This window comes from Pelagibacterium halotolerans B2 (assembly GCF_000230555.1).
Classification (GTDB): Bacteria; Pseudomonadota; Alphaproteobacteria; order Rhizobiales; family Devosiaceae; genus Pelagibacterium; species Pelagibacterium halotolerans.
In genome coordinates, this window is record NC_016078.1 from 25,586 (window position 1) to 51,049 (window position 25,464).

Below are 25,464 nucleotides of genomic sequence, written 5' to 3' on the forward strand. Positions count from 1 at the left end.
AGTTTAGGGGCTCCAAAGCCCGGAGAAAGAAAATGAGTACTGTGGCGGAAATTTTTGAAACCCTCGAATACGGCGCGGCTCCCGAAGCGCCCGGCCCGGCCCTCGATTGGCTGGCCGCGCACGGCAGAAAGTTCGGCCATTTCATCGATGGCGATTTCACCAGGCCGGGCAAAACTTTCGCCTCGACCAATCCGGCCAATGGCGAAAAGCTGGCCGACATTTCCGAAGCCGGCAAAGCCGATGTCGATAAGGCCGTCAAAGCGGCCCGCGCCGCGTTCCCCGGCTGGTCGCAACTGAGCGGCTTTGAGCGCGCCAAATATCTCTATGCCATCGCGCGCCAGATTCAGAAGGAAAGCCGGCTGTTTGCGGTTCTCGAAACCCTCGACAATGGCAAGCCGATTCGCGAGACCCGTGATATCGATATTCCGCTCGTCGCCCGGCATTTCTATCATCACGCCGGCTGGGCTCAGCATCTTTCCAAATCCTTCTCCGACCATGTGCCCTATGGCGTTTGCGGTCAGATCATTCCGTGGAATTTCCCGCTGCTGATGCTGGCCTGGAAGATCGCCCCGGCCCTCGCGGCGGGCAACACGGTTGTCCTCAAACCCGCCGAATTCACATCGCTGACCGCGTTGCTGTTCGCCGAAATCTGCGCTCGCATCGGCCTTCCCAAGGGTGTCGTCAATATCGTCACCGGCGCGGGTGAAACCGGCGAGGCCATTGTCACCCACCCCGATATCGACAAAATCGCCTTCACCGGCTCCACCGAAGTGGGCAAGATCATCCGCCGCGCCACGGCGGGCTCGGGCAAGGGCCTCTCGCTTGAACTGGGCGGCAAGTCGCCCTTCGTCGTGTTCGAGGATGCCGATCTCGACAGCGCCGTCGAAGGGCTGGTCGATGCCATCTGGTTCAACCAGGGGCAGGTGTGCTGCGCGGGGTCGCGCCTTCTGGTCCAGGAAAGTATCGAAGCCGCCTTTATCGCCAAGATCAAGCAGCGCATGAAAACCCTGCGCGTCGGCGATCCGCTGGATAAATCCATCGATATCGGCGCGCTGGTTGCCCCCGTGCAGGTCGAACGGGTTCTCGATCTTTTGAAGGCCGGCAGGGCCGAGGGTGGCGAGTTCTATTCGCCCGATGGCGATATGCCCCAAAAAGGGTGCTATGTCCGCCCAACGCTGGTCACCGGCATTTCTCCGGCCCATACGCTGGCGTCCGAAGAAATCTTCGGCCCCGTCCTCGTCGCCATGAGCTTCCGCACCCCCGAGGAGGCGGTGGCGCTGGCCAACAACACCAAATACGGTCTCGCCGCTTCGGTCTGGACCGAAAACATCAATCTCGCCCTCGATATCGCCCCCCAGATCAAGGCCGGCGTCGTGTGGATCAATTCCACCAATCAGTTCGACGCGGCGGTTGGCTTTGGCGGCTATCGCGAATCAGGTTTCGGTCGTGAAGGGGGCAGGGAAGGCATGGCCGCCTACCTCAAGCCCGCCTGGGAGAAAAAGCTCAAAGCCGCCCCCGATCTCAAGTTGCCCACCCCTGCAGATGCGAGCGAAACGACCGGCATCGACCGCACGGCAAAGCTCTATATCGGCGGCAAGCAGGCGCGCCCCGATTCAGGCTATGCGAGGCCCGTCCTGTCGGCCGACGGCAAGCATCTGGGCGAAGTGGGAGAGGGCAACCGCAAGGACATCCGCAACGCTGTCGAAGCGGCGCGCGCCGCCTTGGGCTGGAGCAATGCCACGGCCCATAACCGCGCCCAGATACTCTATTATCTCGGGGAAAATCTCGACTATCGCAAAACCGAATTTGCCGATCGCATCCGGTCGATGACCGGCGCCTCGGCCAATGCGGCGCGGCGCGAGGTCGATCTTTCGGTCGAGCGGCTGTTTGCCTTTGCCGGCTGGGCCGACAAGTTCGATGGTGCCGTGCACAATCCGCCCGCCCGCATGATGGCGGTGGCGATGGTCGAACCGGTTGGCGTTATCGGCATCGCCGCCCCGCTCGAAAGCGCTCTGCTCGGTGCCGTTTCCCTACTCGCCCCGGCCATCGCCATGGGCAACACCACGGTCTTGATCCCCTCGTCGGCCTATCCGTTGGCCGTCACCGATTTCTATCAGGTGCTCGAAACCTCTGATGTTCCCTCCGGTGTCGTCAACATCGTCACCGGCGATGCGAAATCGCTGGCCACAACCCTGGCCGAACACGATGGCGTGGACGGCATCTGGTTCGCCGGTTCTCTGGCGGACTCCACCGAAATCGAAAAGCTCTCTGCTGGCAACGTCAAGCAAAGCTGGACCACGCGCGGACTGGCCTTCGATTGGGCCGACCCGGCACTGGAGGGCGATTACCTCCTAGGCAAAGCCACCCAGATCAAAAATGTCTGGGTGCCGTACGGAGCCTGATACCAAAAGGGCAATTTGACGACGCCCTCTCCATATCCCCAACTGTCATTCCGGGGTTTATCCCCGAAATCCAGGGCAGGGGCAGCGACACACGCAAACCTGGGCGGTTAAGATCGGAGCCTGAACCATGAACGAGAAGATCGAGGTCGAAAACTTCACCTCCCCCAACCATAAGACGCGGGTCGATAAGGCCAAATATATGGCGGTCCGCGAAGCGGTGATGAAACACATTCCCACAATTGAACCGGGCGCCACCCCGGCCGATCTGATCGCCGCCATCAAGCCCGATCTGCCCCAGGATCTGTTTCCCGGCGGCGAAAAAGCCGGCTGGTGGTTCAAATGCGTCCAGCTCGATCTCGAAGCCAAGGGCGTCTTAAAGCGCGCGCCCAAGGCTCCCGTCCGGCTCCACAAGGTCTGATGTCGATCTTTATGAACACGTTGGCATCATGGACGAGCCCCTGCGGCCTCTTCCTTCTCCCCTCGGGGGAGAAGGTGGCGCGAAGCGTCGGATGAGGGGGCTTTCTCTGTGACCCTTCTCCCTCAAGAAACCATCGCCCGAAAACGCGATGGCAAAGAATTGTCGCAGGCCGAGATTTTCGCCTTCGTCGCCGGGCTCACCTCGGGCACCGTCAACGACGCGCAGGCCGCCGCCTTTGCCATGGCCGTCTATTTCCAGAACATGACTCTTGATGAGCGCGTGGCTTTAACCCTCGCCATGCGCGATTCAGGCCGCGTGCTCGATTGGTCCGATCTCGATGGCCCCACCATTGACAAGCACTCGACCGGCGGAGTGGGCGACAACGTCTCATTGATGCTTGCGCCGATCCTGGCCGCCTGCGGCGCTTACGTCCCGATGATTTCCGGACGTGGCCTCGGGCACACCGGTGGCACGCTCGACAAGTTCGATTCCATCCCCGGCTACATGACCAATCCCGACATCGACACGCTGCGCCGGGTGGTCAAGCGTGTCGGCTGTGCCATTATCAGCCAGACAGACGATCTCGCCCCGGCCGACCGGCGGCTCTATTCCATCCGCGACGTCACCGCGACCGTCGAGGACGTCTCGCTCATCACCGCATCGATCCTCTCCAAAAAGCTCGCCGCCGGGCTCGATGCACTCATCCTCGACGTCAAGTCTGGTTCGGGTGCTTTCATGAAGACCCTCGACGACTCCATGGGGCTGGCCGAAAGCCTCGTTTCAGTCGCCAATGGCGCGGGTTTGAAAACTGGCGCGCTCATCACCGACATGAACCAGCCGCTCGCCTCTGCGGCGGGCAATTGGCTCGAGGGCAAAAACGCCATCGATTTTCTCACCGGCTCCCATCGCGACCCGCGCCTCCAAGAGGTAACGCTCGCCCTTTGCGCCCACGGACTTGTCCTCGGCGGCATGGCACTCGATTATGATGACGGGTTTATCCGCGCAAAGATTGCACTCGACAGTGGTGCAGCCGCCGAGAAGTTTTTTGCCATGGCGAATGCGCTAGGGTCCTGGCACGATTTGGAAAAATATGTGCCCGGTCCAGTGGGCGTGGTAAGGGAAGTGCACCCAGTGTCCATTGGGCGTGTAGCCCATATCGATGTGCGCGGCGTGGGCATGGCGGTGGTCGTTCTGGGAGGAGGCCGCACCGACCCGAGCCAGAAGATCGACTATCACGTGGGCTTTGATCGCCTCGCCGGCATCGGCACGAAAGTCGATCCCCAAACCCCCATCGCCCGCATCCACGCCCGCGACGAGGCCACTGCCGCGGAAGCCGAAAAGCGGCTGCTGGCGGCCTACACAATCGACGAGGATACGCCAGAACATCCTGTTATCTATAGTGAAATTTCGCCCAAGGGAGGCCAGTGATGCCCCGCGCCATTTTATGTCTGCTCGATAGTTTCGGCATCGGCGGTGCCCCCGACGCCGCTGATTTCGGCGATGCGGGCGCCGATACCCTCGGCCACATAGCCCAGGCCTGCGCCGATGGCCGCGGCGACATCGAAGGCACCCGTAAGGGTATGTTATATCTGCCAAATCTCGACGGCCTCGGTCTTGGCGCTGCAGCCGAACTCTCCACCGGCACCGTCCCTCCCGGCCTGAGCAACACCCCTCTCGGCGGGCGCTGGGGCGTCGGGCGAGAAGTCTCCATCGGCAAGGATACCCCCTCCGGCCATTGGGAAATCGCCGGCGTCCCGGTCCCTTTCGCCTGGGGCTACTTTCCCAACGAAAATCCAGCTTTCCCATTGGAATTGCTGGAAAAAATCTACGAGGCGGCAGGCATTGAAGGCTCCCTCGCCAACACCCACGCCTCCGGCACCCAGGTCATCGAGGACTTCGGTGAGGAGTCGATCCGCACCGGAAAACCGATCTTCTATACTTCGGTGGATTCAGTCTTCCAGATCGCCGCTCACGAGGACCATTTCGGTCTCGAAAACCTCTACGCACTCTGCGAAACCGTCTTTAGGTTCACAGCCCCCCTAAGGGTGGGCCGCGTCATCGCGAGACCCTTCCTCGGCGAAGACGTCAAGAACTTCAAACGAACCGGAAACCGGCGCGATTTCGCCATCGATCCTCCTGAAGACACAGTGCTCGATCGCCTCAAATCGGCCGACCGGCAGGTCTATGCCATTGGCAAGGTCTCCGATATCTACGCAACGCGCGGCATCACCCACAAGATCAAGGCATCGGGCAATATGGTGCTGTTCGACCGCACGCTCGAAGCCATGGACATGGCAACCGATGGCGCACTGATTTTCACGAACTTCGTTGATTTTGATACAGAATTCGGCCACCGGCGCGACCCCGGCGGCTATGCGGACGCCCTCGAACAGTTCGACCGCCGCCTTCCTGAACTCATCGCCAAACTCCGGGACGATGACCTTCTGGTCGTCACCGCCGATCACGGCAACGACCCCACATGGCCCGGCACCGATCACACCCGCGAGCAGGTGCCAATCCTGTTATTTAGCCGCTCTTTGGACAAGGGCAGCATTGGCTTGCGCCCCGTTCTGTCCGATATTGGCGAGACAATTGCCCACTGGTTGGGCATCGCGCCGGGAAAGCACGGCACGAGTGCCCTGTAACGACAAGACAAAAAGAGCGGCCCCATCATGCAGAACCTGATCATCGTCGATCACCCCCTTGTCCAGCACAAGCTCACCATCATGCGCTGCAAGGATACTTCGACAGCCAGCTTCCGCCGGCTGCTGCGCGAAATCGCGCATCTTTTGTGCTACGAGGTCACACGCGATCTCGAGGTCGAATATATCGACATCGAAACCCCGGTCGGCCCGACCCGCGCGCCCACGCTCAAGGGCAAGAAGCTGGTATTTGCATCAATCCTTCGGGCCGGCGAGGGGCTGTTGACCGGGATGCTGGACCTGGTCCCTTCCGCGCGCGTTGCTCATATCGGTCTCTACCGCGATCCCGAAACGCTCGAGGCCGTCGAATATTATTTCAAGGCACCATCCGACGCCGCAGACCGACTGGTGATCGTCGTCGATCCCATGCTGGCAACCGCCAATTCTGCGATTGCGGCGGTTCAAAAACTCAAGGATCGCGGTGCCAACAACATTCGCTTCCTGTGCCTTCTGGCCGCGCCCGAGGGTGTTGAGCGTTTTGCCGCGGCCCATCCCGATGTCCCGATCTTTACTGCAAGTCTCGATGAAAAGCTGAACGAGCACGGCTACATTGTACCCGGCCTGGGCGACGCCGGCGACCGGATGTACGGCACGCGCTAAAGCGCTTCCAGGATAAGCGGGCACCACTTATCCGGTCCGAAAGCGCGACAAAACAAGGACTTAGAGCAATTGAAGCGATTCGAAGAAGCGCTGAAATGCTCTAGTTTTTGAGCGGCAATCCGAGCCCGATAAGTTCGGCGCGCAACGCTTCGGGTGACGTGAAATGGATGGCCTCCATGCCAACCGCGCGGGCCGAAACCACATTGGCCCGATTATCGTCGATAAAGACGCAGGACTCCGGCGCAAGCCCGTAGCGGTCGCAGAACAACCGGAAGATACGCGGATCGGGCTTGACCATTTTTTCCAGTCCGGAGACGACAACTCCGTCGAACTTTTCGAGAAAGCTCCACTCGTCGAGCACAGAAACCCATTTCTCCCATGAGAAATTGGTGATCGCAAAAGTTGGGATCTCCGCTTCGATCAACTCGTTGTGGATGCCGACAGTCCCCTGGAAAATGCCGCCGATGGTTTCCTTCCAGCGTGTGTCATAAGCTTGGATTTCGCGCCAGTAACGCGGAAATCTCGTGATCAGCCGTGCAACACCTTCAGCATAGATATCGCCCGCGTCGAACTCGAGGTTCCAATCCTTGGTACAGATCGTATCGCCAAACCACTGCGCCTCTTCCTCGGTCGTAAACAGCTTGCGAAACAGGTACATCGGATCCCAGTCGACAAAGACGCCGCCGAGATCGAATACGGGGATGAGGGGTTCTGTCATTGTGCGGTTCCCGCTGGGGCGTGAGGGGATTTCATTTCAGGACGGTGTGCGATTTGCAATATCGCCGTTTATCGCGGCCATGCTCCCGGGGATCAGAAGCTCCGTCAAGTGCATGGAAGGCAAGGATTTAGCAGCCCCAGCCCCAGCATCCACGGCCCCAACCGCCACCCCAGCCGCCACCCCAACCGCCGCCCCAGCCGCCTGACGAGTCATAGTCATCGTCCGAGGAATCGTCGCCGTCATCGGTGGAGTCGTCGTCCTCCCCTGACGAACCGTCGTCTCCCGTCTCGCCGCCCTCCGTCTCATCGACCACCTCTGCTTCTTCATCCTCTTCGCCGCTGACAGGAGAACCGTCGGACAAGAAGCCGAAGTTCTCGACGTCCTTTCGGGTCACATGGATGGAGCGTTGTTCGAGAGCAATCGTGCTGCTGAACACCGTCCCGAAGATGGGATCGTAGTCATAGCTCGCGCTGGCGACCACAAGATAACGTCCATCCGCCAGGGCGAGCATGTCGGCGGGCAGATCGTAGCTTTGGCCGTTGCTGGCTTCGATCTCCCAGTTCCGGGCTGTGGTGCCCGTTACTTCTGTGGAGTTGCCATCCACTTCCACGATGGTGAGCCTGAGCTTTGTACGCTCGAAGTCGAACGGTCGCATGATTGCGAGGCCGGATTCGAAGAAAGCATGGACCTGATCGCTGGTTATGCTGTCTTCCTGGGCCACCAGGTCGGAAACGGTGGACGCCACCTGACCAAGCTTGCGATCGATGGCGAGCCCCTGTGTCACATCGGTCGCCCCGAGATATGTCAACATCAGAACAGGCACGATCAACGCAAATTCGACCGCGGCAATGCCCCCCTGATCGCGCAGGATTTGTTTGAGTGACCCAAAGATGTGTTTGCCTGGCTCGCTCATCATCAGAAGGGCTCCGTTCGCATGACGTGCGTCGCGGCCAGAAGGCGCTTCCCATCGGCGGTTTGCCCGGCATTAAGACCTGGAATGTTGAAGAATGTTGGCCATTTGTAATAGGCCTCGATCATGATTGTCTGAAGAGGTTCGGCGCTTTCGTAGGAATCGTCGATTGTCCAGGCACCCGTATCGGGATCCACGGGAACCGTCGTCGAAAAGTCGGCGAAATTGTCGATCGCCCGCACGGACATGCGGATCTCATCGCAGTCAAATATGCCATAGAGCTTTGTGCAAACTGCGTCGCGATAATTGTCTTCCGAGGAGATATAGGCCGCTTGCCCCGTCCGGATCAGCCTGGAGGAGTCTATAACGGCGGAATCGAGGGCGTAGCCGGCAAAAAAGGCAAGAGCGGTTTCCACAGTTGCGCCGATGAAGGCAAAAAAGACCGGGCCGACAACGGCAAACTCAACAATCGTCACGCCGCGATCGGAACGTGCGAAACGCCGCGCGAGCCTGCGCGGCAACCAATTCCTGCTCCACGGACTTTTTGCGGTAGTCCCCATACCCGCGCTCCGACTTCAAATCGAACGGCACAATACGCAAGCGGTCCCTAACCGAACGTTAGGGTTTGGGCGGGGACCCAAGCCAATTGAAACCACGGTAAACCGGTGCTTAAGCTATCGCGGGAATTTGGATTTATCGGCTGGCGGCGCCGTCGATAATCGTGCTGGAACTGATGACATCGGAGGTGTAGCTCGTGTCGTCTCCCAGCATGATGACGGGCTGGCAATTGGGCGCGCAGGCTATTGATGTCCTTTGATTGCCCAGGAAGACTGTAACCGTATCGGAATTGAGCTGTGCCACTTCCACCATGGTGTCCGCGATGGGATCGCCATTGGAGTCGAGGATAATCATATTGGTGCGGCCGAAACTCCTGCCGGTGAGGATAAGAGTCTGCGGATCCTGTATGGTGACATCGGCGATGGCGGGGTTGCCGATAATCACCGTCGCTGCAGGAGCATCGATACGAAGCACCCGGGCCATGTTTGTATTGACCGTCACGGTGACCGCGTCCTGATCCTGCGCGATGACAGGGCCAATTCCGTTCACTAACAACGCTGCGGCAATCAAGGCGCTACGCAACTGACCCGGCATGATAAGGTTTCCCGCCCAGATTGACATGGTTACCCGATCATGCCTTGCAATGGTTACTATTTGGCAAACGATCGTCAACGTCCCGACTATATAGATATTGACACGATCGCGGTGAAAATAGTTAGCATTTTATAAGTTGGTGAAACCATTTGCTAGTCATGTTCAGTATTGGACCGGAACAGCTTGTTTTGAGCCTTTGGATTAACTCTATTTCAACTGGCCGAGACTAGCTTTGCGCCATGTTCGATGTGTGACGCGTCGAACGATGCAGTCACTTGAGGACGCACGAACAAGGAGCTTAGTCATGAACCTTTTCAAGAAATTCGTCGCCGATGAATCCGGCGCTACTGCTATCGAATACGGTCTGATCGCGGCTCTGGTCGCTGTCGTGGTCATCGCCGCGCTTTCGCTGCTCGGTGAACAGCTTACCGGAACCTTCGAAGATATCTGTGCCGAGCTGAACCGCGACGCTGCAGGCGACGCGCAAGCCTGCGAATAATCAGCTAGCCCAGGCGCCAACTGGATGAGGGCCCGGTTTCCGGGCCCTCAAACTTTTTTTGTTTGTTAATTCAGTTTCTCTAGCATCTGAGCTTGGTTTGTTTTCCAAAGTGAAGAGCGAATAGCATGTTGCTGAAATTTGTGCGGGACGAAACCGGCGCGACGGCCATCGAATATGCGCTTATCGCTTCATTGATCTCGATCGCTATTATCGGGGCACTCATACTGTTCCGCGGCGAGATGGTCGAGATGTACGATTTCATCTCGGACAACATTGCGGCCGCTCTCGCGCGGTAGAAGACATGTGAGTTTCGCCTATGCTCAATCCAATACTTGCCCTTACATTTCCACTTCTAATGGCATTTGCCGCTTGCTCGGATCTGCTTACCATGCGGATTTCGAACGCGCTGGTGGCTGTTGTTGTCGCAGGCTTTGTGATTATTGCGCTGGTCGTGGGCATAAGTCCGGCACTTATCGGCATGCATCTGGCTGCCGGCGCGCTCGTACTGGCCGTAACCTTTACCCTCTTTGCTTTCGGCTGGATCGGGGGCGGCGACGCCAAGCTCGCGGCGGGCATAGCGATGTGGATGGGCTTCGAACTCATGCTGCCCTTCCTTCTTTATGCCTCTATTCTGGGGGGTGCTCTGACCTTTGCCCTTCTGATCGGGCGTCGCTATGCGCTGCCGGCACCGCTGATGCGCATCGGCTGGATCGGTCGGCTTCACCATCCAAAGACCGGCGTTCCTTATGGCATCGCCCTGGCGATCGGGGCCATGCTGGTCTATCCGCAGACCCTGGTCTATGAGCGGCTGATCACCAATCAGGCCGTCCAGCAGACTTTGCTCGATCAATTGAGCACGTTCTGAGCCGCCAATTTCTGGCGACTGAGCGCTTGTTTCAGGTTCACGCGAAGGATATTCTCTAAACCATTGGTTAACCTTTGCAAAAAAGCAAGAATTAACCAAGTTTTGACCCTTTCCCGGCAATAGTTGCCCGATCATGCCGAACACCCCTTCTCACTTGGGTCTCGGCAGACGGTTGCGGGGGGCCGGAAGCGCTGAGACGTCCTGTCTCCCGAAAACAGTGCAGGTGCTTATTGGGCACGGCCAGCGGGAGTTAGGGTCAGATGAAACCGGCGCGTATTCTGCTTATCGTGGTTGCCATCGTCGCAGGCGGACTCGCGGCGTTCCTGGCAACGCGCGGAAACAGTCCCCGGCCCCAGGAGACTCAATCCGCCGCCGTCGAAGTGCAGCGTGAAGCCCGCGCCCAGATATTGGTCGCTACGCGCGCCATCGGTCTCGGACAGCGTCTGACCGAAGCGGATGTGGGCTGGCAGGACTGGCCCGAAGGCGCGGTTCGCTCCGAATTCATCACTGCGGGTACCATACCCGATGCGCCCCAGCAGGTGGCGGGTTCAGTTGCCCGTTTCGAATTTTTTCCCGGTGAACCGATCCGCGAAGCCAAGCTGGTCAATTCGACCCAAGGATATCTTTCGGCCGTAATCGGCCAGGGAATGAGGGCCGTGTCGATCTCGGTCAATCCCGACTCGGCGTCGGGCGGCTACATTGTTCCCAATGACCGCGTCGATATCGTCCTTACCCGTTCGGGCGGCGACTATTCGGAGACAATTCTTTCAAATGTTCGCGTGCTGGCAATCGGAACCCGATTGGGCGAAGTGGGAACAACGGGTGGCCAGGCCGATCCCGAAAATCCGTCGTCTCAGGTCTTTGAAAGCGCCGAGATCGCCACACTGGAGCTGACGCCCGCGCAAGCGGAGACCATCCTGCAGTCGGGCTCGATGGGACGCCTGACGCTGGTTCTGCGCTCTGTCGTCGATTTCGCACAGACCACGGCCGACGAAGACGGTGGAAGCCAAACCGTAAAGCTCATTCGCTACGGCCAGTCCCAGTCGGTCACATCTAGTGCCCCACGCCGTGCGCCGTCGTCCGGCACGTCGGTGTCGGCCCTGGAAAATCCTGCCGCTCCATTGGCGCCGGCCCAGCCGTCGTCGCCCGTTATCGAGGTCAGATAGATGCTCGTCGCTCCGAAACAGCCTTTAGTCGCTCAAATCACCATGATACGCGCCTTAATGGTCGGCATATTTCTGACCATCGCGCTGGGCGCGTTGCCGGCCACGGCCGCCACATCGCCGCACCTGCGCATTGCGCACAGCGAACTGGGGCGGACGCAATATGTGGAAATCGGGGTCAATAAATCGATCATCATCGATCTCCCGGTCGAAGCTGGAGAGGTCATCGTTTCCCAACCGGACGTGGCCAATGCCCTGATGCGGACGCGAACGCGGGCGGTCATCCAGGGTATCGCGACCGGCGAAACCAATATTTTGTTTCTGGACCCTTCGGGCGCCGGCATCGCGGTGATTGAAATATCGGTTGCCCAGGATTCATCGGGCCTTGCCGCAACGATCAATCGCCTGCTTCCCGGCTCGCGCGTTCAGGTTCAGTCCTTTGCCAATTCGGTCATTCTTTCCGGTGATGTCCAGTCGGGTGATGACATGGAAAAGGCGGTCGCCATTGCCGCACAATATGTGGGTGGCGAAGCCAATGTCACATCGGTCATCAACGTTGCGGGTGGCCAGCAGGTCGCACTCAAGGTCGTTGTCGCCGAGATCAAGCGCGACGCCGCTCAGGCGCTGGGCATCAATCTCTCCGGCTCGCTTTCGGTCGGCGCACTCAATCTGGGTTTGAATTCAGCACCCGAAACCGGCGACTCCGCGGGGAGTTACTCGGGGGATTTCAGCCAGGGCAGCTTCTCTATCGATGCCTCGCTGCAGGCACTGCAGAGCCAGAATGCGCTGCGCCTTCTCGCCGAACCGGTCCTCACCGCGATGTCGGGCCAAGAGGCAAATTTCCACGTCGGCGGTGAGCTGCCGATTCGCGTCGTCAGCGATGGTGAAGAAAGCTACGACTACAAAGAGTACGGCATAAAGCTCAATTTCTCGCCGACCGTGCGTTCGAACGGATTGATCGCTCTGGATATCAACACCCAAGTTTCCGAGATCTCCGATACGATTTCGGGTGCTCTCAATACGCGTAGTGCCTCGACTTCGGTGGAGTTGCCCGCTTACCAAACTCTTGCGATCGCAGGATTGCTCGAGGAGCGCACCCGCCGACAGATCAATGAATTGCCCGGGCTTGGCAACATCCCGATCCTCGGCGCACTCTTCCGGTCGTACGAGTACAGCACATCCCAGACCGAGCTTGTTATCCTTGTTACACCCGTTATCGCACAGCCCAGTGCAGCGCCGGTCGCCACCCCTAACGATTTCTACCAGCCTTCCTCGAACGCCGAGGCCATGTTCCTGGGACGCATGGAAAGCATGTACGGGGTCGGCGGTACCGCCGGCGGCCAGTTCCGGGGTTCGGTAGGCTTCATGCTCGATTGACCCTTCCGCTCCGGCCCGCTGCCGGGCCATTTTTTGAGACGTCCCGCTTGGGGTAAAAGCAATGAACTTTATCGATACCGAAGATGGCGCCAAACACGCCGGTTCAACCGCCGAAACCGTTAGCGGCGCGCGGCTGATCCCCCGCATCACGATCCAGGCGTTCTGCGAGCATTCTCAGACAGCGCAGGTTATCGAGGACACGACTCATGATCGGCGCATGTCCAAAGTGGCGCTCACCACGCATAATGGCGGGTTGGAGGGCGCTGTCGAAACCTATCGCACCAATCCCACGCCCAATCTCATCATCGTCGAAACGACCCTCCCGGCAGACCAGATCGAAAACGCCCTGGGAAAGCTGGCTGAAGTCTGCGACGCCTCGACGCGCGTCATCGTCATCGGCCACGTCAATGACGTGATGCTCTATCGCAGCCTCATCCGGGCAGGCGTCTCCGAATATCTTGTCATGCCCTCCTCGAGCGCGACCATCATCAACGCCATTACAGACCTGTTCGCAGCAGAAGGTGCCGCGCCAATCGGACGTTCGATGGGGTTTATTTCGGCCAAGGGCGGTGCCGGCGCGTCCACGGTAGCGCACAATGTCGCCTGGGCCATTGCGCGCTCTATCCGTCAGGACGTTCTTGTGGTCGATCTCGATCTGCCCTTCGGCACCGCGGGGCTCGATTTCAACCAGGACCCGCCCCAGGGCATTGCCGACGCTATCTACGCCAGCGACAAGATGGACGCGGTCATGCTTGACCGCCTTATGAGCAAGGCGGCAAATCACATTTCCCTTCTCGCCGCTCCGGCCACGCTTGATCGGGCCTACGATCTCACCGAGCGCAGTTTTGAACAGGTCATCGAACTCAGCCAGAAGACCGTGCCCGTTGTCATCCTCGACATACCGCATTTGTGGACGAGCTGGGTGCGCCACACTTTAGCTGCCGTCGATGAAGTGGTGATCGTGGCCGAGCCCGATCTGGCCAATTTGCGCAATGCCAAGGCGATCGCCGACGCGGTCAAGGCGATGCGTCCGAGCGAGAGCGACCCGATTATCGTGGTCAACAAGACTGGTGTTTCAAAGCGACCTGAAATCCCTGCTGCCGAGTTCGCATCGTCAATCGAATGCCGCCTTGCCGCGCAGATAGGCTTTGATCCGGCCCTGTTCGGGACGGCTGCCAACAATGGCCAGATGATCGCCGAAGTCTCGGCGACCCACAAGGTCAATGACATATTTCGCGCGCTCGGACTGGAACTGACCGGGCGGTCCGGCGCTGAGGCGTCCAGCCGCCCCTCAGGCATCCGTCTCCCAGATCTGTTCCGCAAGCGTAAGCGGGCGTAAATCCAAGGAAGGCTCCAACGATGTTCGGCAAGCGTGCGAGTTTCGGTGGCAATACCCAGCCGGTTCAAAGTCGTCCTGCGCCTCCGCCCGAAACGATGGACGCTGCGCGCGTCGCTGGGCAGTCCGCAATTGCAACGTCCCAACCCCAGGAAGCCACGAAAGGCGACGAGAGCGCGGACGCCCCGGAGCCGACCGGGCGAGACAAGAATTACTTCCAGACCAAATCCTCGATTTTTTCGGCCCTGATCGACTCGATCGATCTGTCGCAACTCGCGGCCATGGACCAGGATTCCGCGCGCGAGGAAATTCGCGACATCGTCGCTGAAATCATCGCGCTCAAGAATTTCGTCATGTCGATTTCCGAGCAGGAAGACTTGCTCGACGATATCTGCAACGATGTTCTCGGCTATGGCCCGCTTGAGCCACTGCTGGCTCGCGACGACATCGCCGATATCATGATAAATGGCTCCCAACGCTGCTACATCGAAGTCAGCGGGCGGGTGAAGCTGACCAATGTGCGCTTCCGGGACGATGCGCACCTCATGAACGTGTGCCAGCGCATCGTGAGCCAGGTCGGCCGCCGCGTCGATGAATCCTCGCCCATATGCGATGCCCGCCTGCCCGATGGCTCTCGTGTGAACGTCATCGCTCCCCCGCTTTCAATTGATGGCCCTACGCTCACCATTCGTAAGTTCAAGAAGGACAAGCTGACCCTGCCACAGCTGGTCAAGTTCGGTTCGATCTCTCCGGACGGTGCCGAGGTGCTGCGCGTGCTTGGTCGTGTGCGTGCCAATGTGTTGATTTCGGGCGGCACGGGTTCGGGCAAGACCACATTGCTTAACTGCCTGACCGCCTTTATCGACAAGGACGAACGGGTCATTACCTGCGAGGACTCGGCGGAACTTCAGCTCCAGCAACCCCATGTGGTGCGCCTTGAAACCCGTCCGCCCAATCTCGAAGGCGAGGGTGAGGTGACGATGCGCGAACTGGTCCGGAACTGCCTGCGTATGCGGCCCGAGCGGATCATTGTCGGCGAAGTCCGTGGCCCCGAGGCGTTCGATCTGCTCCAGGCCATGAACACCGGTCACGACGGTTCGATGGGCACCTTGCACGCCAACTCCCCGCGCGAAGCCCTGTCCCGCCTTGAATCGATGATAACCATGGGTGGGTTCGCGCTGCCCAGCCGTACCATCCGCGAAATGATCGTCTCGTCGATCGACGTGATCGTGCAGGCAGCGCGCCTGCGCGATGGCTCACGCCGTATTACCCACATTTCAGAAGTGCTCGGTATGGAAGGTGACGTCATCGTCACCCAGGATGTGTTTCTCTATGACATCATGGGCGAAGACGCCAATGGAGCGCTGCTCGGTCGCCACCGTTCGACCGGGATTACCAAGCCCCAGTTCACGGAAAAGGCCCGCTACTTCAATGAAGAAATAGCGCTGGTCGAAGCGCTCGAACGGGCCAATGTCGAACAGCACGAGTTGATGCGTTGACCATGAGCCCACTCATTCTCGCCATTCTTGTTGTGATCTGCATCGGAGCGCTCGGTGTCGCGTTTGTGCCCTCGCTTGCCGGATCGAGCCGGGCCGACAAGCGCATGAAGGCCTTGCAGGCCGACGTGCAGGTGCGGCGGCAGACAATTACTGCCGACAAGACCAGAGAGACCCGTCGGCGCACGGTGCAGGATGCTCTCAAGCAGCAATCCGAGCAGCTCAATTCGCGCCGCGCCAAAACGACTTTGAAGCACAGGATTTTTCAGGCCGGGATCAAGACCTCATTGAGGGCCTGGATTCGCAACTCCATTATCCTGGGCGTGGGCCTGTTTGCCGTCCTCGTTATCGTGCAGGTTCCGCTGCTATACGCCGGCGTAATTGCAGTGGCCGGTGCCTATGTCCTGCCCAATTTTTATCTCCGCTGGCGGCGCAAGAGGTACCAGAGCGCCTATCTCGATGAATTGCCCAACGCCGTAGAGGCCATCGTCCGCGGCGTCCGGGCCGGAATGCCGCTCAACGACTCCATTCGGCTCGTCGCCAAGGAGGTCCGGCAGCCGGTACGATCGGAGTTCATGCGCGTGCTGGACCAGCAGTCGATTGGCAAGAGCATGGCCGAAGCGGTTCCTGTGCTTTTTGAACGGGTGCCGCTGGCAGAGGTGAATTTCTTCATCGTCGTTATTACGGTGCAGCAGCAATCGGGCGGCAATCTTTCTGAAGCGTTGTCCAATCTCGCGATCGTCCTGCGCAATCGCAAGAAGATGAAAGCCAAGGTCAAGGCGATGAGTTCGGAAGCCAAGGCCTCCGCCATGATAATCGGCGCTCTTCCGGTTTTTGTCATAGGCTCGGTCTCGGTGGTCAGCCCCAGCTATCTCTCACCGCTCTTCAGCACCAGTGCCGGCATGGTCTGTCTGGGCGTTGCCGTGGGTATGATGCTGGCTGGAGCGTTCGTCATGAATCGTATGATCCAGTTCGATTATTAGGGGACGATTTGCGTGACCTTCGCCGACCAGATCACAAGCCCTGACTTCCTCATTGCGGTTTTCGCGGCCATTTCAGCCGCTGCAATCGTCTTTACGTTCGGCACCCATATCTTCGAGCGCGTCGAACGCAAGGACCGCATGAAGAAGGTGGCGATCGAGCGCGAGCAGATGCGGGCTCGCGAAATGGCGCGACTGCGCAATCAGGCCGACGGCAAGGAAAACGCTCGCGGTAACATCCGCGGCGCCGATGCTCGTTCCTACATGAAATCGACAGTCGAGCGGTTTTCGCTTCAGAAAGCCTTCATGGATGAAAATACCATGGAGCGGTTGGCTCAGGCAGGGCTGCGTGGACAGGGCGAACTGACCAAACACCTCTTTCTGCGGTTCGTCACGCCATTCCTGCTTTTTGCGCTTGGCGCCTTCTACCTGATCTTCATCACCCCCGGAGGACGTCCGGTCTTTCTCAACCTGGTCTATGCAATAGGTGTGGGACTGGTTGGGGCTTATATCCCGGTTCTGATGCTGCGCAACAAAGTGCAAAAGCGCCAGCAGTCGATAAAGAAGGCATGGCCCGACGCGCTTGACCTTATCCTGCTTTGCGTCGAGTCGGGCATGTCGATTGAGCATGCCATCAAGCGTGTGGCCAGGGAGGTGGGGATTCAAAGTGTGGAGCTGGCTGAGGAGTTGACCCTCACGACCGCCGAGCTTTCCTTCCTCGAAGACCGCACAAGAGCCTATGACAATCTTGCACGGCGCACAGGGCTGGATGGCGTGCGTTCGGTGATGACAGCGCTCATTCAGGCGGAACGCTACGGCACATCGGTCGGCCAGGCTCTGCGCGTCATGGCCGAGGAGGGCCGCGATGCGCGCATGATGGAGGCCGAGAAAAAGGCGGCAGCCTTGCCGCCCAAGATGACGGTTCCGCTAATCGTGTTCTTCCTGCCGGTCCTGTTCATCATCATCATGGCGCCGGCCATCATCACGGTCACAACGCTTTGACCTGAACCTCAGGACCAACTTTATGAAGACGATGCGTCAGGCCGGCGTATCGTTGCGGATGGCCTGCCAGCGATCCTGCTGGGTCAGCAACGCTCGGATATAGTCCATGTTGGCCTTCACTTCCTCGGGCGGCAGCTCGGTCGCATAGAGCATGCGTGCCGCTTCGAATTGCCCCTGCAGGCCGAGGACAAGCGCCAAGTTCTGGCGAACCTTTGACGTGGCGCCGGGTAGAGCGGCCGCCTGACGCAGATGCGCCTCGGCTTCAACGAGTTCGCCGGTCATTGCATAGGACAGCCCAAGGTTGGCATGTAGCCGCGCTTCTTGCGGTGCCAGCAGCAAGGCCTGGGTATAGGCCTGCCGGGCCTCTTCCGGACGTCCCATCTGGTCGAGAATTGCGCCGCGCACAGAAAGCGCATCCCAGTCGGGTGTAACGGGGTTCATTGCATTGTCCACCACGCGCAGAGCCGATTCAAAGCGACCGGCGGCGGAAAGCGCCTTGGCATAGGCGAGGCCCACTTCAGGATCGCCCTGATGAACCGATACGAGGTTTTCAAGCACCCTGACTGCCGGCTCTGTCTGCCCTGCGGCCCGCAGGGCGGCAGCATAGTGGATGCCGAGCGCCTTGTTGCGCGGGTCCTGAGCATATCGTTGGGAGAGGTCGGCAACACCTGCCTGAATCTGTGGTCCGGAAAGATTGGAATAGTCGGCGTTCAATGCTCCGGTGCGATTGGTGGCGCATCCGGCCAGAGCGATGGCGGCGACACCGGCCAGCAACATCATACCAACTCTGCCCATCTTTTCCCCTACGCCCCGTGCTTGCGCGCAATATCTCCACTCCAGAAGTAATTCATTAACCCTAACACCCGGTTAAGTGCTCCGGCATCGATTGCGGTCCTGCGACGCTGCCGCTACAAACGGCACTGATCCAGACTCGGAGTTTTTTTGTGCTCAAGACCGTCCCCATCTATTGCGTGAATGAAAACGGCGTCGATGCCGCGGGCATTGAGGAGGCGCACAAGGCATGGGCGAAAAGCAATGGCTTTGCCGGTCAATCGGGCAAGCTTCTGGCGTTGCCTGATGAGGCCGGCCAGGTTGCGGGATACCTGTTCGGTCTCGGCTCTGCGCCTGACCGCTCGGCGCTGGTCCTCGGCCTCGCCGCCGCCGCTCTGCCGGCGGGAACCTACCGGCTCGCCGGCGATTACGGCGATCCAACTCTGGCGGCTCTGGGCTTCCGGTTGGGTGCATACGGGTTCGACCGATATACCAAGTCCAAGGAGTGCCCAACGCTTCAATTGCCTGACGGCGCCGATTCGTCAGAAATCGAAAACCTTGTAGCTTCAACATTCATTGCTCGGGATCTGGTCAACATTCCGGCCAATGATCTGGGCCCGGATGCGTTCGAAGCCTGGATCGTGGATTTTGCCAAGAAACACGGCATCGAAATCAAGACCATTCGTGGCGACGAACTGCTGGCCCAGAATTTTCCGATGGTTCATGCGGTGGGGCGCGCCAGCGATCAGGCGCCGCGGCTCGTCGACTTTGCTTGGGGCGATGCCGGCCACCCCAAGATCACACTCGTGGGCAAGGGGGTGACTTTCGATACCGGGGGGCTCAACATCAAGCCCGGCAGTTCCATGGCATTGATGAAAAAGGACATGGGCGGTGCCGCCAATGTGCTTGGGCTTGCCAATGCCATCATGACCGCCGGACTTAAGGTGCGGTTGCGGGTGCTTATTCCGGTCGTTGAAAACTCTATATCCGGCAATGCCTTCCGGCCGGGCGATGTGTTGGCATCGCGCAAGGGACTGAGCGTCGAGATCGGTAACACCGACGCTGAGGGACGGTTGATTCTGGCCGATGCACTGGCATTGGCCGACGAGGAAAGTCCTGACCTTATCATCGACATGGCCACGTTAACCGGAGCCGCCCGTGTGGCGCTCGGTCCGGACCTGCCTCCGGTCTATGCTCGCAATGAGTCGTTTGCAAAGACCGTCGTGGACCACGGCATGACGGTCGACGACCCTCTTTGGCTCATGCCGCTTTGGGGTGGGTATGATAAGCTGCTCACGTCAAAAATCGCCGACGTCAATCACATTTCAACCGGTGGGTTTGCGGGTTCGATCACCGCTGCCCTGTTTCTCAATCGGTTCGTGAAGCCTGAAACCGAGTGGATGCATCTCGATATCTTCGCCTGGGCCCCCGAGGCTCGACCCGGTCGTCCGTTCGGTGGCACCGACCAGGCGATCCGCGCACTCTATGGGGCGCTGAAGGCGCGCTACGGTCAGTAGCCTCGTCCCCGGTCGACAACGTTGCGCAGCGGGTTGCCGGCCCTATGGTCGGCAATGACTTTCGAGAAATAGGTAACCCCGCTGCGCTCATTGGAGATTGCCGCGATATGGGGCGTTATGAAACAGGTTTCGATATCCCAGAGCGGGCTGGTGCGGGGCAGAGGCTCGATTTCGAACACGTCAAGGCTCGCTGCGCCCAGGGTGCCGTCCTTAAGGGCTGCGACGATATCGGCCTCTTTCTGATGACCTCCCCGTGCTGCGTTGACGAGCACCGGACCGCCTACCAGCCGACCGCGGCGTAGCGCCTTGAAGGTCTTCATGTTGAGAATGCCGCGCGTTTCCTCGGTCAGTGGCAACAGGCAGACGAGTATGTCGGTGGCGGCCAGAAAGGCATCGAATCTTGCGTCACCGGCAAAGACTTCTACGCCGTCGATCGACTTGGGCGAGCGACTCCAGCCATTGACCTCAAAACCGATGGCGCTGAGCTTTTGTGCAGCGTCTGAGCCCAGAACACCGAGACCCATAATGCCCACGGCAATTTCGTGGCTCGCAGGCGGGTAGAGCTGGCTCCAGACTTTGGCCCTCTGATGCGCAGAGTAACGTGTGAACAGCCGCTGATGCATCGTCACCTGCGAGATCACATAGTCGCTCATGCAATGGGTAAGTTCGTCATCGACGAACCGAACGATAGGAACATCGGGCAGGGCAGGGTGCTCGAGCAGCGCGTCGACGCCGGCGCCCAGAGACAGTACAGCTTTGAGGTTGACCAGACCGTCGAAGGCGTCGGGCGCGGGCTTCCAGACAAAGATGTATTCGATCTCGGCAGGATCGAACGTATCGGCCAGCGTCACAACAGGATAGTCGGGCATCGCCTCGCGAAACCCTTTCGCCCAACCCGCTTCGTCGATACCGGTCAGATGCAGCAACAGGGCCATTGAACTCTCCAGCGTATTTTTCAAGAAAAAGGCCGCACCAGATGGCGCGGCCGATAGTGTAAGTCGTCATCGCTCAAAGTGCGATCAGTTGGCCGTGGTTTCCGGCGTGTTGTCCAATTCCGTCTCGCCTTCTGCAGGATCGGCTTGCGGTGCCTCGGCATCGACAACCACCGGATCGTCCCCTTCGGCCGCTTCCTCGAGATTGAGTTGTTCGACTTCCTCGACAGCGGGTTGTTCCGCTGGGGCTTCGCCGGCGGAAGCAGCGCCGCCGCCAAGATCGATCGGGTTGTCCGAGATCGAATTGAGGAACACGATCAACGCTGCGCGATCTTCGATATTGGCAAGTCCGGGAAAGCTCATCCGCGTGCCAGGGGCGAAGTCGGACGGGCTTTCGAGGAAAGCACTGAGGTTCTCCGGCGACCAGGTCTCGCCTTCGGCTCCCAACGATGCCAGCGCATCAGAATAGGCATACCCTTCGTGATGGGCGATATCGGCACCGACCACATTGTGAATTCCCGGGCCGACGCGGTTTGCGTTCTCGGGCGAATAGTCGTGGCAGGACTGGCAGCGAACGATCAATGCTTCGCCGTCTTCCGGCGTCACGGCGGCCATTGCTGCCGTCAGTTCGTCCTCAACCGGCGCTTCCTCGCCGCCGTCGCCTTCGGCAGGGGCGGCCTCTTGCTCGGCGGGAGCTTCGGGCAGCGGGAACGGATCGTCCGAATTCTCGCGCAGGAAAGCTATGAGATTGGCGCGATCCTCGGGGTTGGAGAGGCCGGCAAAGCTCATCTTTGTGCCAGGCGCATAGTTGCGCGGGCTTTCAAGGAACGCGTCGAGATGCTCGTAATCCCATATTTCACCGTTCGAGCCGAGTGTAGCCAGGGCGTCGGAATATGCAAAACCCTCGTGGCTGGCGATGGGATGACCGACCACGCCATAGATACCCGGTCCGGTGCGGTTTTCGTTCGCCGGGGAATAATCGTGGCACGACTGGCAGCGCGTAATCAGGCTCTCACCGGCTTCCGCGGACGCGGTCTGCATGCGGGCCGCAATCGGCGGCACTCCAGGGGCCTCTTCGCCGCCCGCTTCGCCTTCAGCGGCTGGCTCCGGAAGATCGTAGCTTGCGCCACGCCCTTCGATCGGAGCGTAAATTTCGTCAGCGATGAAGCCGACACCCATGACAAAGACCAAGGTGCCCAGGATGGCGCCAAAAATCTTGTTGAGTTCAAATGAATTCATAACCTCGGTCTCTCCGTACCGTTATCCCCGCCCGAGCGCCGGCAGCAGAACGCAAAACACGGGCCCTCGACCAGCGATCCGGGAAGCAGGGCGTTTCCACCCTTGCGCCAAAGCCACGGATTCGCCCATCAAGCCCGCGCGCGGACCATATAATGGAAGCATCGAGCCACGCAACCGCCATAGGCCGGGTGCGACAATCCCGCAAGCCAATTTTTGCATCCCGTTCGTCCAATTGACACCTGTCGGACGGGAGGGTTAGGTGCGCGCGCATTCATTCTTTTGGAACCACGCCTATGTCACGCAAGATCGCCTTTCAGGGAGAATTGGGAGCTTTCAGCCATGCTACGGCTGTCGCGCTCTTTCCGGACGACCAACCGGTCCCCTGCGTGACATTTGAACAGACCATCGGCGCCGTGCAGTCGGGTGATGCCGACTATGCCGTCGTGCCGGTGGAAAATTCGCTCTACGGCCGCATCACCGACATCCACCACATTCTGCCCGAAAGCGGACTCTATATCATCGGGGAGCACTACCTTCCCGTCCGTATGAATTTGCTCGGTGTACCCGGAGCGACGCTCTCGGATATCGAAGCGGTGCAATCACTATCGGTCGCATTGGGCCAGTGCCGCAAATTCATTGCAAAACACAAACTGCGCACCATCAACTCGGTCGATACCGCCGGGTCGGCTCGCGAAGTCGCTGAAAAGGGCGATCGAACGATTGCTGCCATCGCCTCGAGATTTGCCGCCGAGACCTATGGGCTCGATGTCATCGCTGAAAATATCGAGGATGCCGCCCACAACACCACGCGCTTTCTGATCATGGCGCGCGAGCCGATTACCCCCAAACCCAACGGCACCAGGATAAAGACGACCTTTGTCTTCCGGGTCCGCAACGTTCCCGCCGCTCTCTACAAAGCTATGGGCGGGTTCGCTACCAACAGCGTCAACATGACCAAGCTCGAGAGCTATATGGTCGGCGGCTCGTTCACTGCGACTCAGTTTTATGCGGATATCGAGGGGCATCCTGACGACCACAACGTCAAGCTGGCACTCGAGGAATTGGGGTTTTTCTCCGATCACTTCAAACTGCTCGGAATCTATCCGGTGGCCGACTCCGCGCCGTGAAAGAGTCTCACTGGCCTCTTGCAAACCCGTTCCCGATGCAGCACATAGGGGACGGGAGGTTGGTGGCGGACGAACCGCTCGCCAACCGGGTCAGGTCCGGAAGGAAGCAGCCCTAACGAGTACGGCACGGGTCGTCGTCAGCCTCCTGCTCTATAGCGTCATTTGGTAATGGCGCGGCAATTTCCCCAGCAACGGCCCGCGATGGTGATCCCCCCGACCCCAGCAACGCCCTATCAGGTTCTGGCCCGGAAGTACCGGCCATCGAGCTTTGAGAGCCTTGTGGGGCAGGATGCGATGGTCCAGACTCTGGGCAACGCCTTTGCGACCGGCCGCATCCATCACGCCTTCATCCTGACAGGCGTCCGCGGGGTGGGAAAGACCACGACCGCCAGAATTCTGGCCCGCGCCTTCAATTATGCCGACGAGACCGGCGCACACCCTACGCTTGATCTTTCCAAAGAGGGCGTCCACTGCGCCGAGATCATAGCCGGCACTCATGTCGACGTCATGGAAATGGATGCCGCGTCCAATACTGGCATCGATTCCATCCGCGAAATCAACGCAATGACCCGCACACCGCCGATGAGCGCGCCCTATAAGGTGTTCATCATCGACGAGGTGCACATGCTCTCGACATCGGCGTTCAACGGGCTTTTGAAAACGCTCGAAGAGCCGCCGCCCTATGTGAAGTTCATCTTTGCGACGACGGAAATCCGCAAGGTTCCCGTGACCATCCTTTCGCGCTGCATGCGCTTCGACCTGCGCAGGATTTCGCCCGAGGTGATGACCGGCTATCTCTCTGGATTGCTCGAAAAGGAGTCGATCCCGGTTGAGCCTGAAGCGCTCTCGATGATCGTGCGCGCCGGGGAGGGTTCCGCGCGTGACTGCCTTTCCCTGACCGACCAGGCCATCGCCCATGGTGGAGGAGAGATCAGCGTCCAGTCGGTCCGCGACATGCTCGGACTTGCCGATCGGGCGCGCATCATCGATCTCTTTGAAAAGCTCATGGGTGGCGATATCGCCGGAGCGCTCGACGATGCGCGCGCGCTCTATGATTCGGGCGCCGATCCGACGACAATCATCACGGATCTTGCCGAACTGACACATCTGGTGACGCGCATAAAGATTGTGCCCTCGGCCACGGACGATCCGGTTCTGACGCCCGATGAACGCAGCCGGGGCGCAGAGCTGGCACAAAGGCTCGCCTTGCGTGTGCTGACACGAACCTGGCAGATTCTGTCAAAAGGGCTGACCGAGATCGCCCAATCCGGCAATGGATTGCAATCGGCGGAAATGGTTCTGATCCGCCTGGCTTACGCCGCAGACCTGCCCAGCCCCGACGAGTTGATCGAAAGACTCACGAACCAGCCCACTGTTCCCGGTCCTGCTCCATCCGCCCCGGCGCCCAATGGTGGCGGAGGGTATCAGGCCCGGGCGATGGCGCCTTCCGTACCGCCCGGCCCGGCGCCCCAACAGGTGCCAAGCGTCGAGGCGCGCACCGTGCCGCAATCGTACGAGCAGATTGTCGTTCTGGCCGGTGAAAAACGCGACATTGCGATCAAACATGCGCTGGAATCCGATATCAAGCCGGTGTCATTCGAAGTCGGGCGTATCGAGGTGGCTCTGACACCGACGGCCAACCCCTCAGTCGTATCCACCTTGTCGGCGCGCCTCAAGGAATGGACCGGGCGGCCCTGGCTGGTCACCATCTCGACCAAAGAGATTGCTGCGCCAACCTTGCGTGAGGCGCGGCGCGCCGCGGAGGATCATGCCCGCGACGCCGCGCTGGAAGATCCCCTGGTTAAAGCCGTGATGGAGACATTCCCCGGCGCCAGGCTGGTGAACATCAAATCGCGCCCGGACCTGTCCAGCGAGTTGGAAACGGCAGCGGACGATTTTGAAACTCCAGTTGATCCGGAGGAAGACGAATGAAAGACCTCATGGGCATGATGAAAAAAGCCCAGGAATTCCAGCAGCGTGCCCAGGAAATGCAGGCCGAGGCCGCTGCCCATACTGTTGAAGGCACAGCGGGAGCGGGGATGGTAACGGTGACCATGACCGCCAAGGGCGACTTGCAGGGGCTTAAGATCGATCCTTCTCTGTTCAAGCCTGACGACGCTGAAATTGTTGAAGACCTGATCGTTGCCGCTCATGCCGATGCGCGGCGCAAGGGTGAGGAATTCATGCAGCAGAAAATGAGCGAAATGACCGCGGGCCTGCCGATCCCGCCGGGCATGAAGTTCCCGTTTTAGGGGACG

General features: G+C 59.5%; 25 protein-coding genes and 1 other RNA gene. 19 read left to right on the forward strand and 7 right to left on the reverse strand.

Features of this window, described 5'->3' with window-relative positions:
• The first annotated feature begins 32 nt into the window (after nt 1–32).
• From KKY_RS00125 to upp, 5 genes are all read left to right on the forward strand, one after another.
• Nucleotides 33–2,402, forward strand: a complete 2,370-nt coding sequence (locus KKY_RS00125; RefSeq protein WP_041528484.1) for an aldehyde dehydrogenase family protein — start codon at nt 33–35, stop codon at nt 2,400–2,402.
• 127 nt (nt 2,403–2,529) lie between these two features.
• Entirely contained in the window at nt 2,530–2,820 is a 291-nt protein-coding gene (locus tag KKY_RS00130) for a DUF6958 family protein (RefSeq protein ID WP_014129226.1), read from the forward strand.
• A 108-nt stretch (nt 2,821–2,928) separates the two neighbouring features.
• Nucleotides 2,929–4,248, forward strand: coding sequence for a thymidine phosphorylase (gene deoA / locus KKY_RS00135; protein WP_014129227.1), 1,320 nt, complete (start codon nt 2,929–2,931; stop codon nt 4,246–4,248).
• A complete protein-coding gene (locus tag KKY_RS00140; RefSeq protein ID WP_014129228.1) occupies nt 4,248–5,465 on the forward strand; it encodes a phosphopentomutase in 1,218 nt (405 codons plus the stop codon). Before deoA ends, KKY_RS00140 begins: the two co-directional genes overlap by 1 nt.
• Nucleotides 5,466–5,492: 27 nt before the next feature.
• On the forward strand, nt 5,493–6,122 hold the full coding sequence (upp, locus tag KKY_RS00145; RefSeq protein ID WP_014129229.1) for a uracil phosphoribosyltransferase: 630 nt from the start codon (nt 5,493–5,495) through the stop codon (nt 6,120–6,122).
• Nucleotides 6,123–6,222: 100 nt separating this feature from the next.
• Here upp and KKY_RS00150 read toward each other — a convergent pair whose 3' ends face one another.
• The 4 genes from KKY_RS00150 to KKY_RS00165 form a co-directional block, all read right to left on the reverse strand.
• A complete protein-coding gene (locus KKY_RS00150) occupies nt 6,223–6,840 on the reverse strand; it encodes an HAD family hydrolase (protein ID WP_014129230.1) in 618 nt (205 codons plus the stop codon).
• A 127-nt stretch (nt 6,841–6,967) separates the two neighbouring features.
• A complete protein-coding gene (locus KKY_RS00155; RefSeq protein WP_014129231.1) occupies nt 6,968–7,756 on the reverse strand; it encodes a TadE/TadG family type IV pilus assembly protein in 789 nt (262 codons plus the stop codon).
• Entirely contained in the window at nt 7,756–8,226 is a 471-nt protein-coding gene (locus KKY_RS00160) for a TadE/TadG family type IV pilus assembly protein (RefSeq protein WP_158308035.1), read from the reverse strand. Before KKY_RS00160 ends, KKY_RS00155 begins: the two co-directional genes overlap by 1 nt.
• Before the next feature lie 217 nt (nt 8,227–8,443).
• Nucleotides 8,444–8,857: a pilus assembly protein N-terminal domain-containing protein gene (locus tag KKY_RS00165; protein WP_050811603.1), complete on the reverse strand. Its 414-nt coding sequence runs from the start codon at nt 8,855–8,857 to the stop codon at nt 8,444–8,446.
• Nucleotides 8,858–9,206: 349 nt separating this feature from the next.
• Here KKY_RS00165 and KKY_RS00170 point away from each other — a divergent pair, with 349 nt between their 5' ends.
• From KKY_RS00170 to KKY_RS00205, 9 genes are all read left to right on the forward strand, one after another.
• Nucleotides 9,207–9,401: a Flp family type IVb pilin gene (locus KKY_RS00170; protein WP_014129234.1), complete on the forward strand. Its 195-nt coding sequence runs from the start codon at nt 9,207–9,209 to the stop codon at nt 9,399–9,401.
• Between the two features lie 125 nt (nt 9,402–9,526).
• The gene (locus KKY_RS19855; RefSeq protein ID WP_014129235.1) at nt 9,527–9,697 is read left to right on the forward strand and encodes a Flp family type IVb pilin; all 171 of its coding nucleotides are present in this window, start codon (nt 9,527–9,529) and stop codon (nt 9,695–9,697) included.
• Nucleotides 9,698–9,717: 20 nt separating this feature from the next.
• Nucleotides 9,718–10,266 (forward strand): A24 family peptidase, encoded by a 549-nt coding sequence (locus KKY_RS00175; protein WP_041528485.1) that lies wholly within the window; start codon nt 9,718–9,720, stop codon nt 10,264–10,266.
• Between the two features lie 260 nt (nt 10,267–10,526).
• A complete protein-coding gene (gene cpaB / locus KKY_RS00180; RefSeq protein ID WP_014129237.1) occupies nt 10,527–11,432 on the forward strand; it encodes a Flp pilus assembly protein CpaB in 906 nt (301 codons plus the stop codon).
• Nucleotides 11,433–11,489: 57 nt separating this feature from the next.
• The gene (locus tag KKY_RS00185) at nt 11,490–12,806 is read left to right on the forward strand and encodes a type II and III secretion system protein family protein (protein WP_014129238.1); all 1,317 of its coding nucleotides are present in this window, start codon (nt 11,490–11,492) and stop codon (nt 12,804–12,806) included.
• 61 nt (nt 12,807–12,867) lie between these two features.
• Nucleotides 12,868–14,145 carry a CpaE/TadZ family protein gene (locus tag KKY_RS00190; RefSeq protein ID WP_014129239.1) on the forward strand — a complete coding sequence of 426 codons (1,278 nt, stop codon included), beginning with the start codon at nt 12,868–12,870 and terminating at the stop codon, nt 14,143–14,145.
• A gap of 20 nt (nt 14,146–14,165) precedes the next feature.
• Nucleotides 14,166–15,641 carry a TadA family conjugal transfer-associated ATPase gene (locus KKY_RS00195; RefSeq protein WP_014129240.1) on the forward strand — a complete coding sequence of 492 codons (1,476 nt, stop codon included), beginning with the start codon at nt 14,166–14,168 and terminating at the stop codon, nt 15,639–15,641.
• Between the two features lie 2 nt (nt 15,642–15,643).
• Nucleotides 15,644–16,621: a type II secretion system F family protein gene (locus KKY_RS00200; RefSeq protein WP_014129241.1), complete on the forward strand. Its 978-nt coding sequence runs from the start codon at nt 15,644–15,646 to the stop codon at nt 16,619–16,621.
• 12 nt (nt 16,622–16,633) lie between these two features.
• Complete coding sequence (locus tag KKY_RS00205) at nt 16,634–17,620, forward strand: type II secretion system F family protein (protein WP_014129242.1); 987 nt, start codon at nt 16,634–16,636, stop codon at nt 17,618–17,620.
• Nucleotides 17,621–17,656: 36 nt separating this feature from the next.
• Here KKY_RS00205 and KKY_RS00210 read toward each other — a convergent pair whose 3' ends face one another.
• Nucleotides 17,657–18,415 (reverse strand): tetratricopeptide repeat protein, encoded by a 759-nt coding sequence (locus tag KKY_RS00210; RefSeq protein ID WP_041528486.1) that lies wholly within the window; start codon nt 18,413–18,415, stop codon nt 17,657–17,659.
• A 149-nt stretch (nt 18,416–18,564) separates the two neighbouring features.
• Between KKY_RS00210 and KKY_RS00215 the strand changes: the two genes are divergently transcribed.
• Nucleotides 18,565–19,908, forward strand: a complete 1,344-nt coding sequence (locus KKY_RS00215) for a leucyl aminopeptidase family protein (RefSeq protein WP_014129244.1) — start codon at nt 18,565–18,567, stop codon at nt 19,906–19,908.
• Here the strand turns inward: KKY_RS00215 and KKY_RS00220 are convergent.
• Together KKY_RS00220 and KKY_RS19295 are read right to left on the reverse strand one after the other, a co-directional pair.
• On the reverse strand, nt 19,902–20,843 hold the full coding sequence (locus KKY_RS00220; protein WP_014129245.1) for a 2-hydroxyacid dehydrogenase: 942 nt from the start codon (nt 20,841–20,843) through the stop codon (nt 19,902–19,904). The two genes, KKY_RS00215 and KKY_RS00220, sit on opposite strands and share 7 nt — an antisense overlap.
• A gap of 84 nt (nt 20,844–20,927) precedes the next feature.
• The gene (locus KKY_RS19295) at nt 20,928–22,079 is read right to left on the reverse strand and encodes a c-type cytochrome (protein ID WP_014129246.1); all 1,152 of its coding nucleotides are present in this window, start codon (nt 22,077–22,079) and stop codon (nt 20,928–20,930) included.
• A gap of 293 nt (nt 22,080–22,372) precedes the next feature.
• On the opposite strand from KKY_RS19295, the gene KKY_RS00235 reads away from it, so the two are divergent.
• The 4 genes from KKY_RS00235 (at nt 22,373) to KKY_RS00245 (ending at nt 25,458) form a co-directional block, all read left to right on the forward strand.
• Nucleotides 22,373–23,206, forward strand: a complete 834-nt coding sequence (locus KKY_RS00235) for a prephenate dehydratase (protein WP_014129247.1) — start codon at nt 22,373–22,375, stop codon at nt 23,204–23,206.
• A 54-nt stretch (nt 23,207–23,260) separates the two neighbouring features.
• An RNA gene (ffs, locus tag KKY_RS19860) (signal recognition particle sRNA small type) lies at nt 23,261–23,355 on the forward strand.
• Nucleotides 23,356–23,407: 52 nt separating this feature from the next.
• On the forward strand, nt 23,408–25,138 hold the full coding sequence (locus tag KKY_RS00240) for a DNA polymerase III subunit gamma/tau (RefSeq protein WP_014129248.1): 1,731 nt from the start codon (nt 23,408–23,410) through the stop codon (nt 25,136–25,138).
• On the forward strand, nt 25,135–25,458 hold the full coding sequence (locus tag KKY_RS00245; RefSeq protein WP_014129249.1) for a YbaB/EbfC family nucleoid-associated protein: 324 nt from the start codon (nt 25,135–25,137) through the stop codon (nt 25,456–25,458). Before KKY_RS00240 ends, KKY_RS00245 begins: the two co-directional genes overlap by 4 nt.
• The last annotated feature ends 6 nt before the right edge of the window (nt 25,459–25,464 follow it).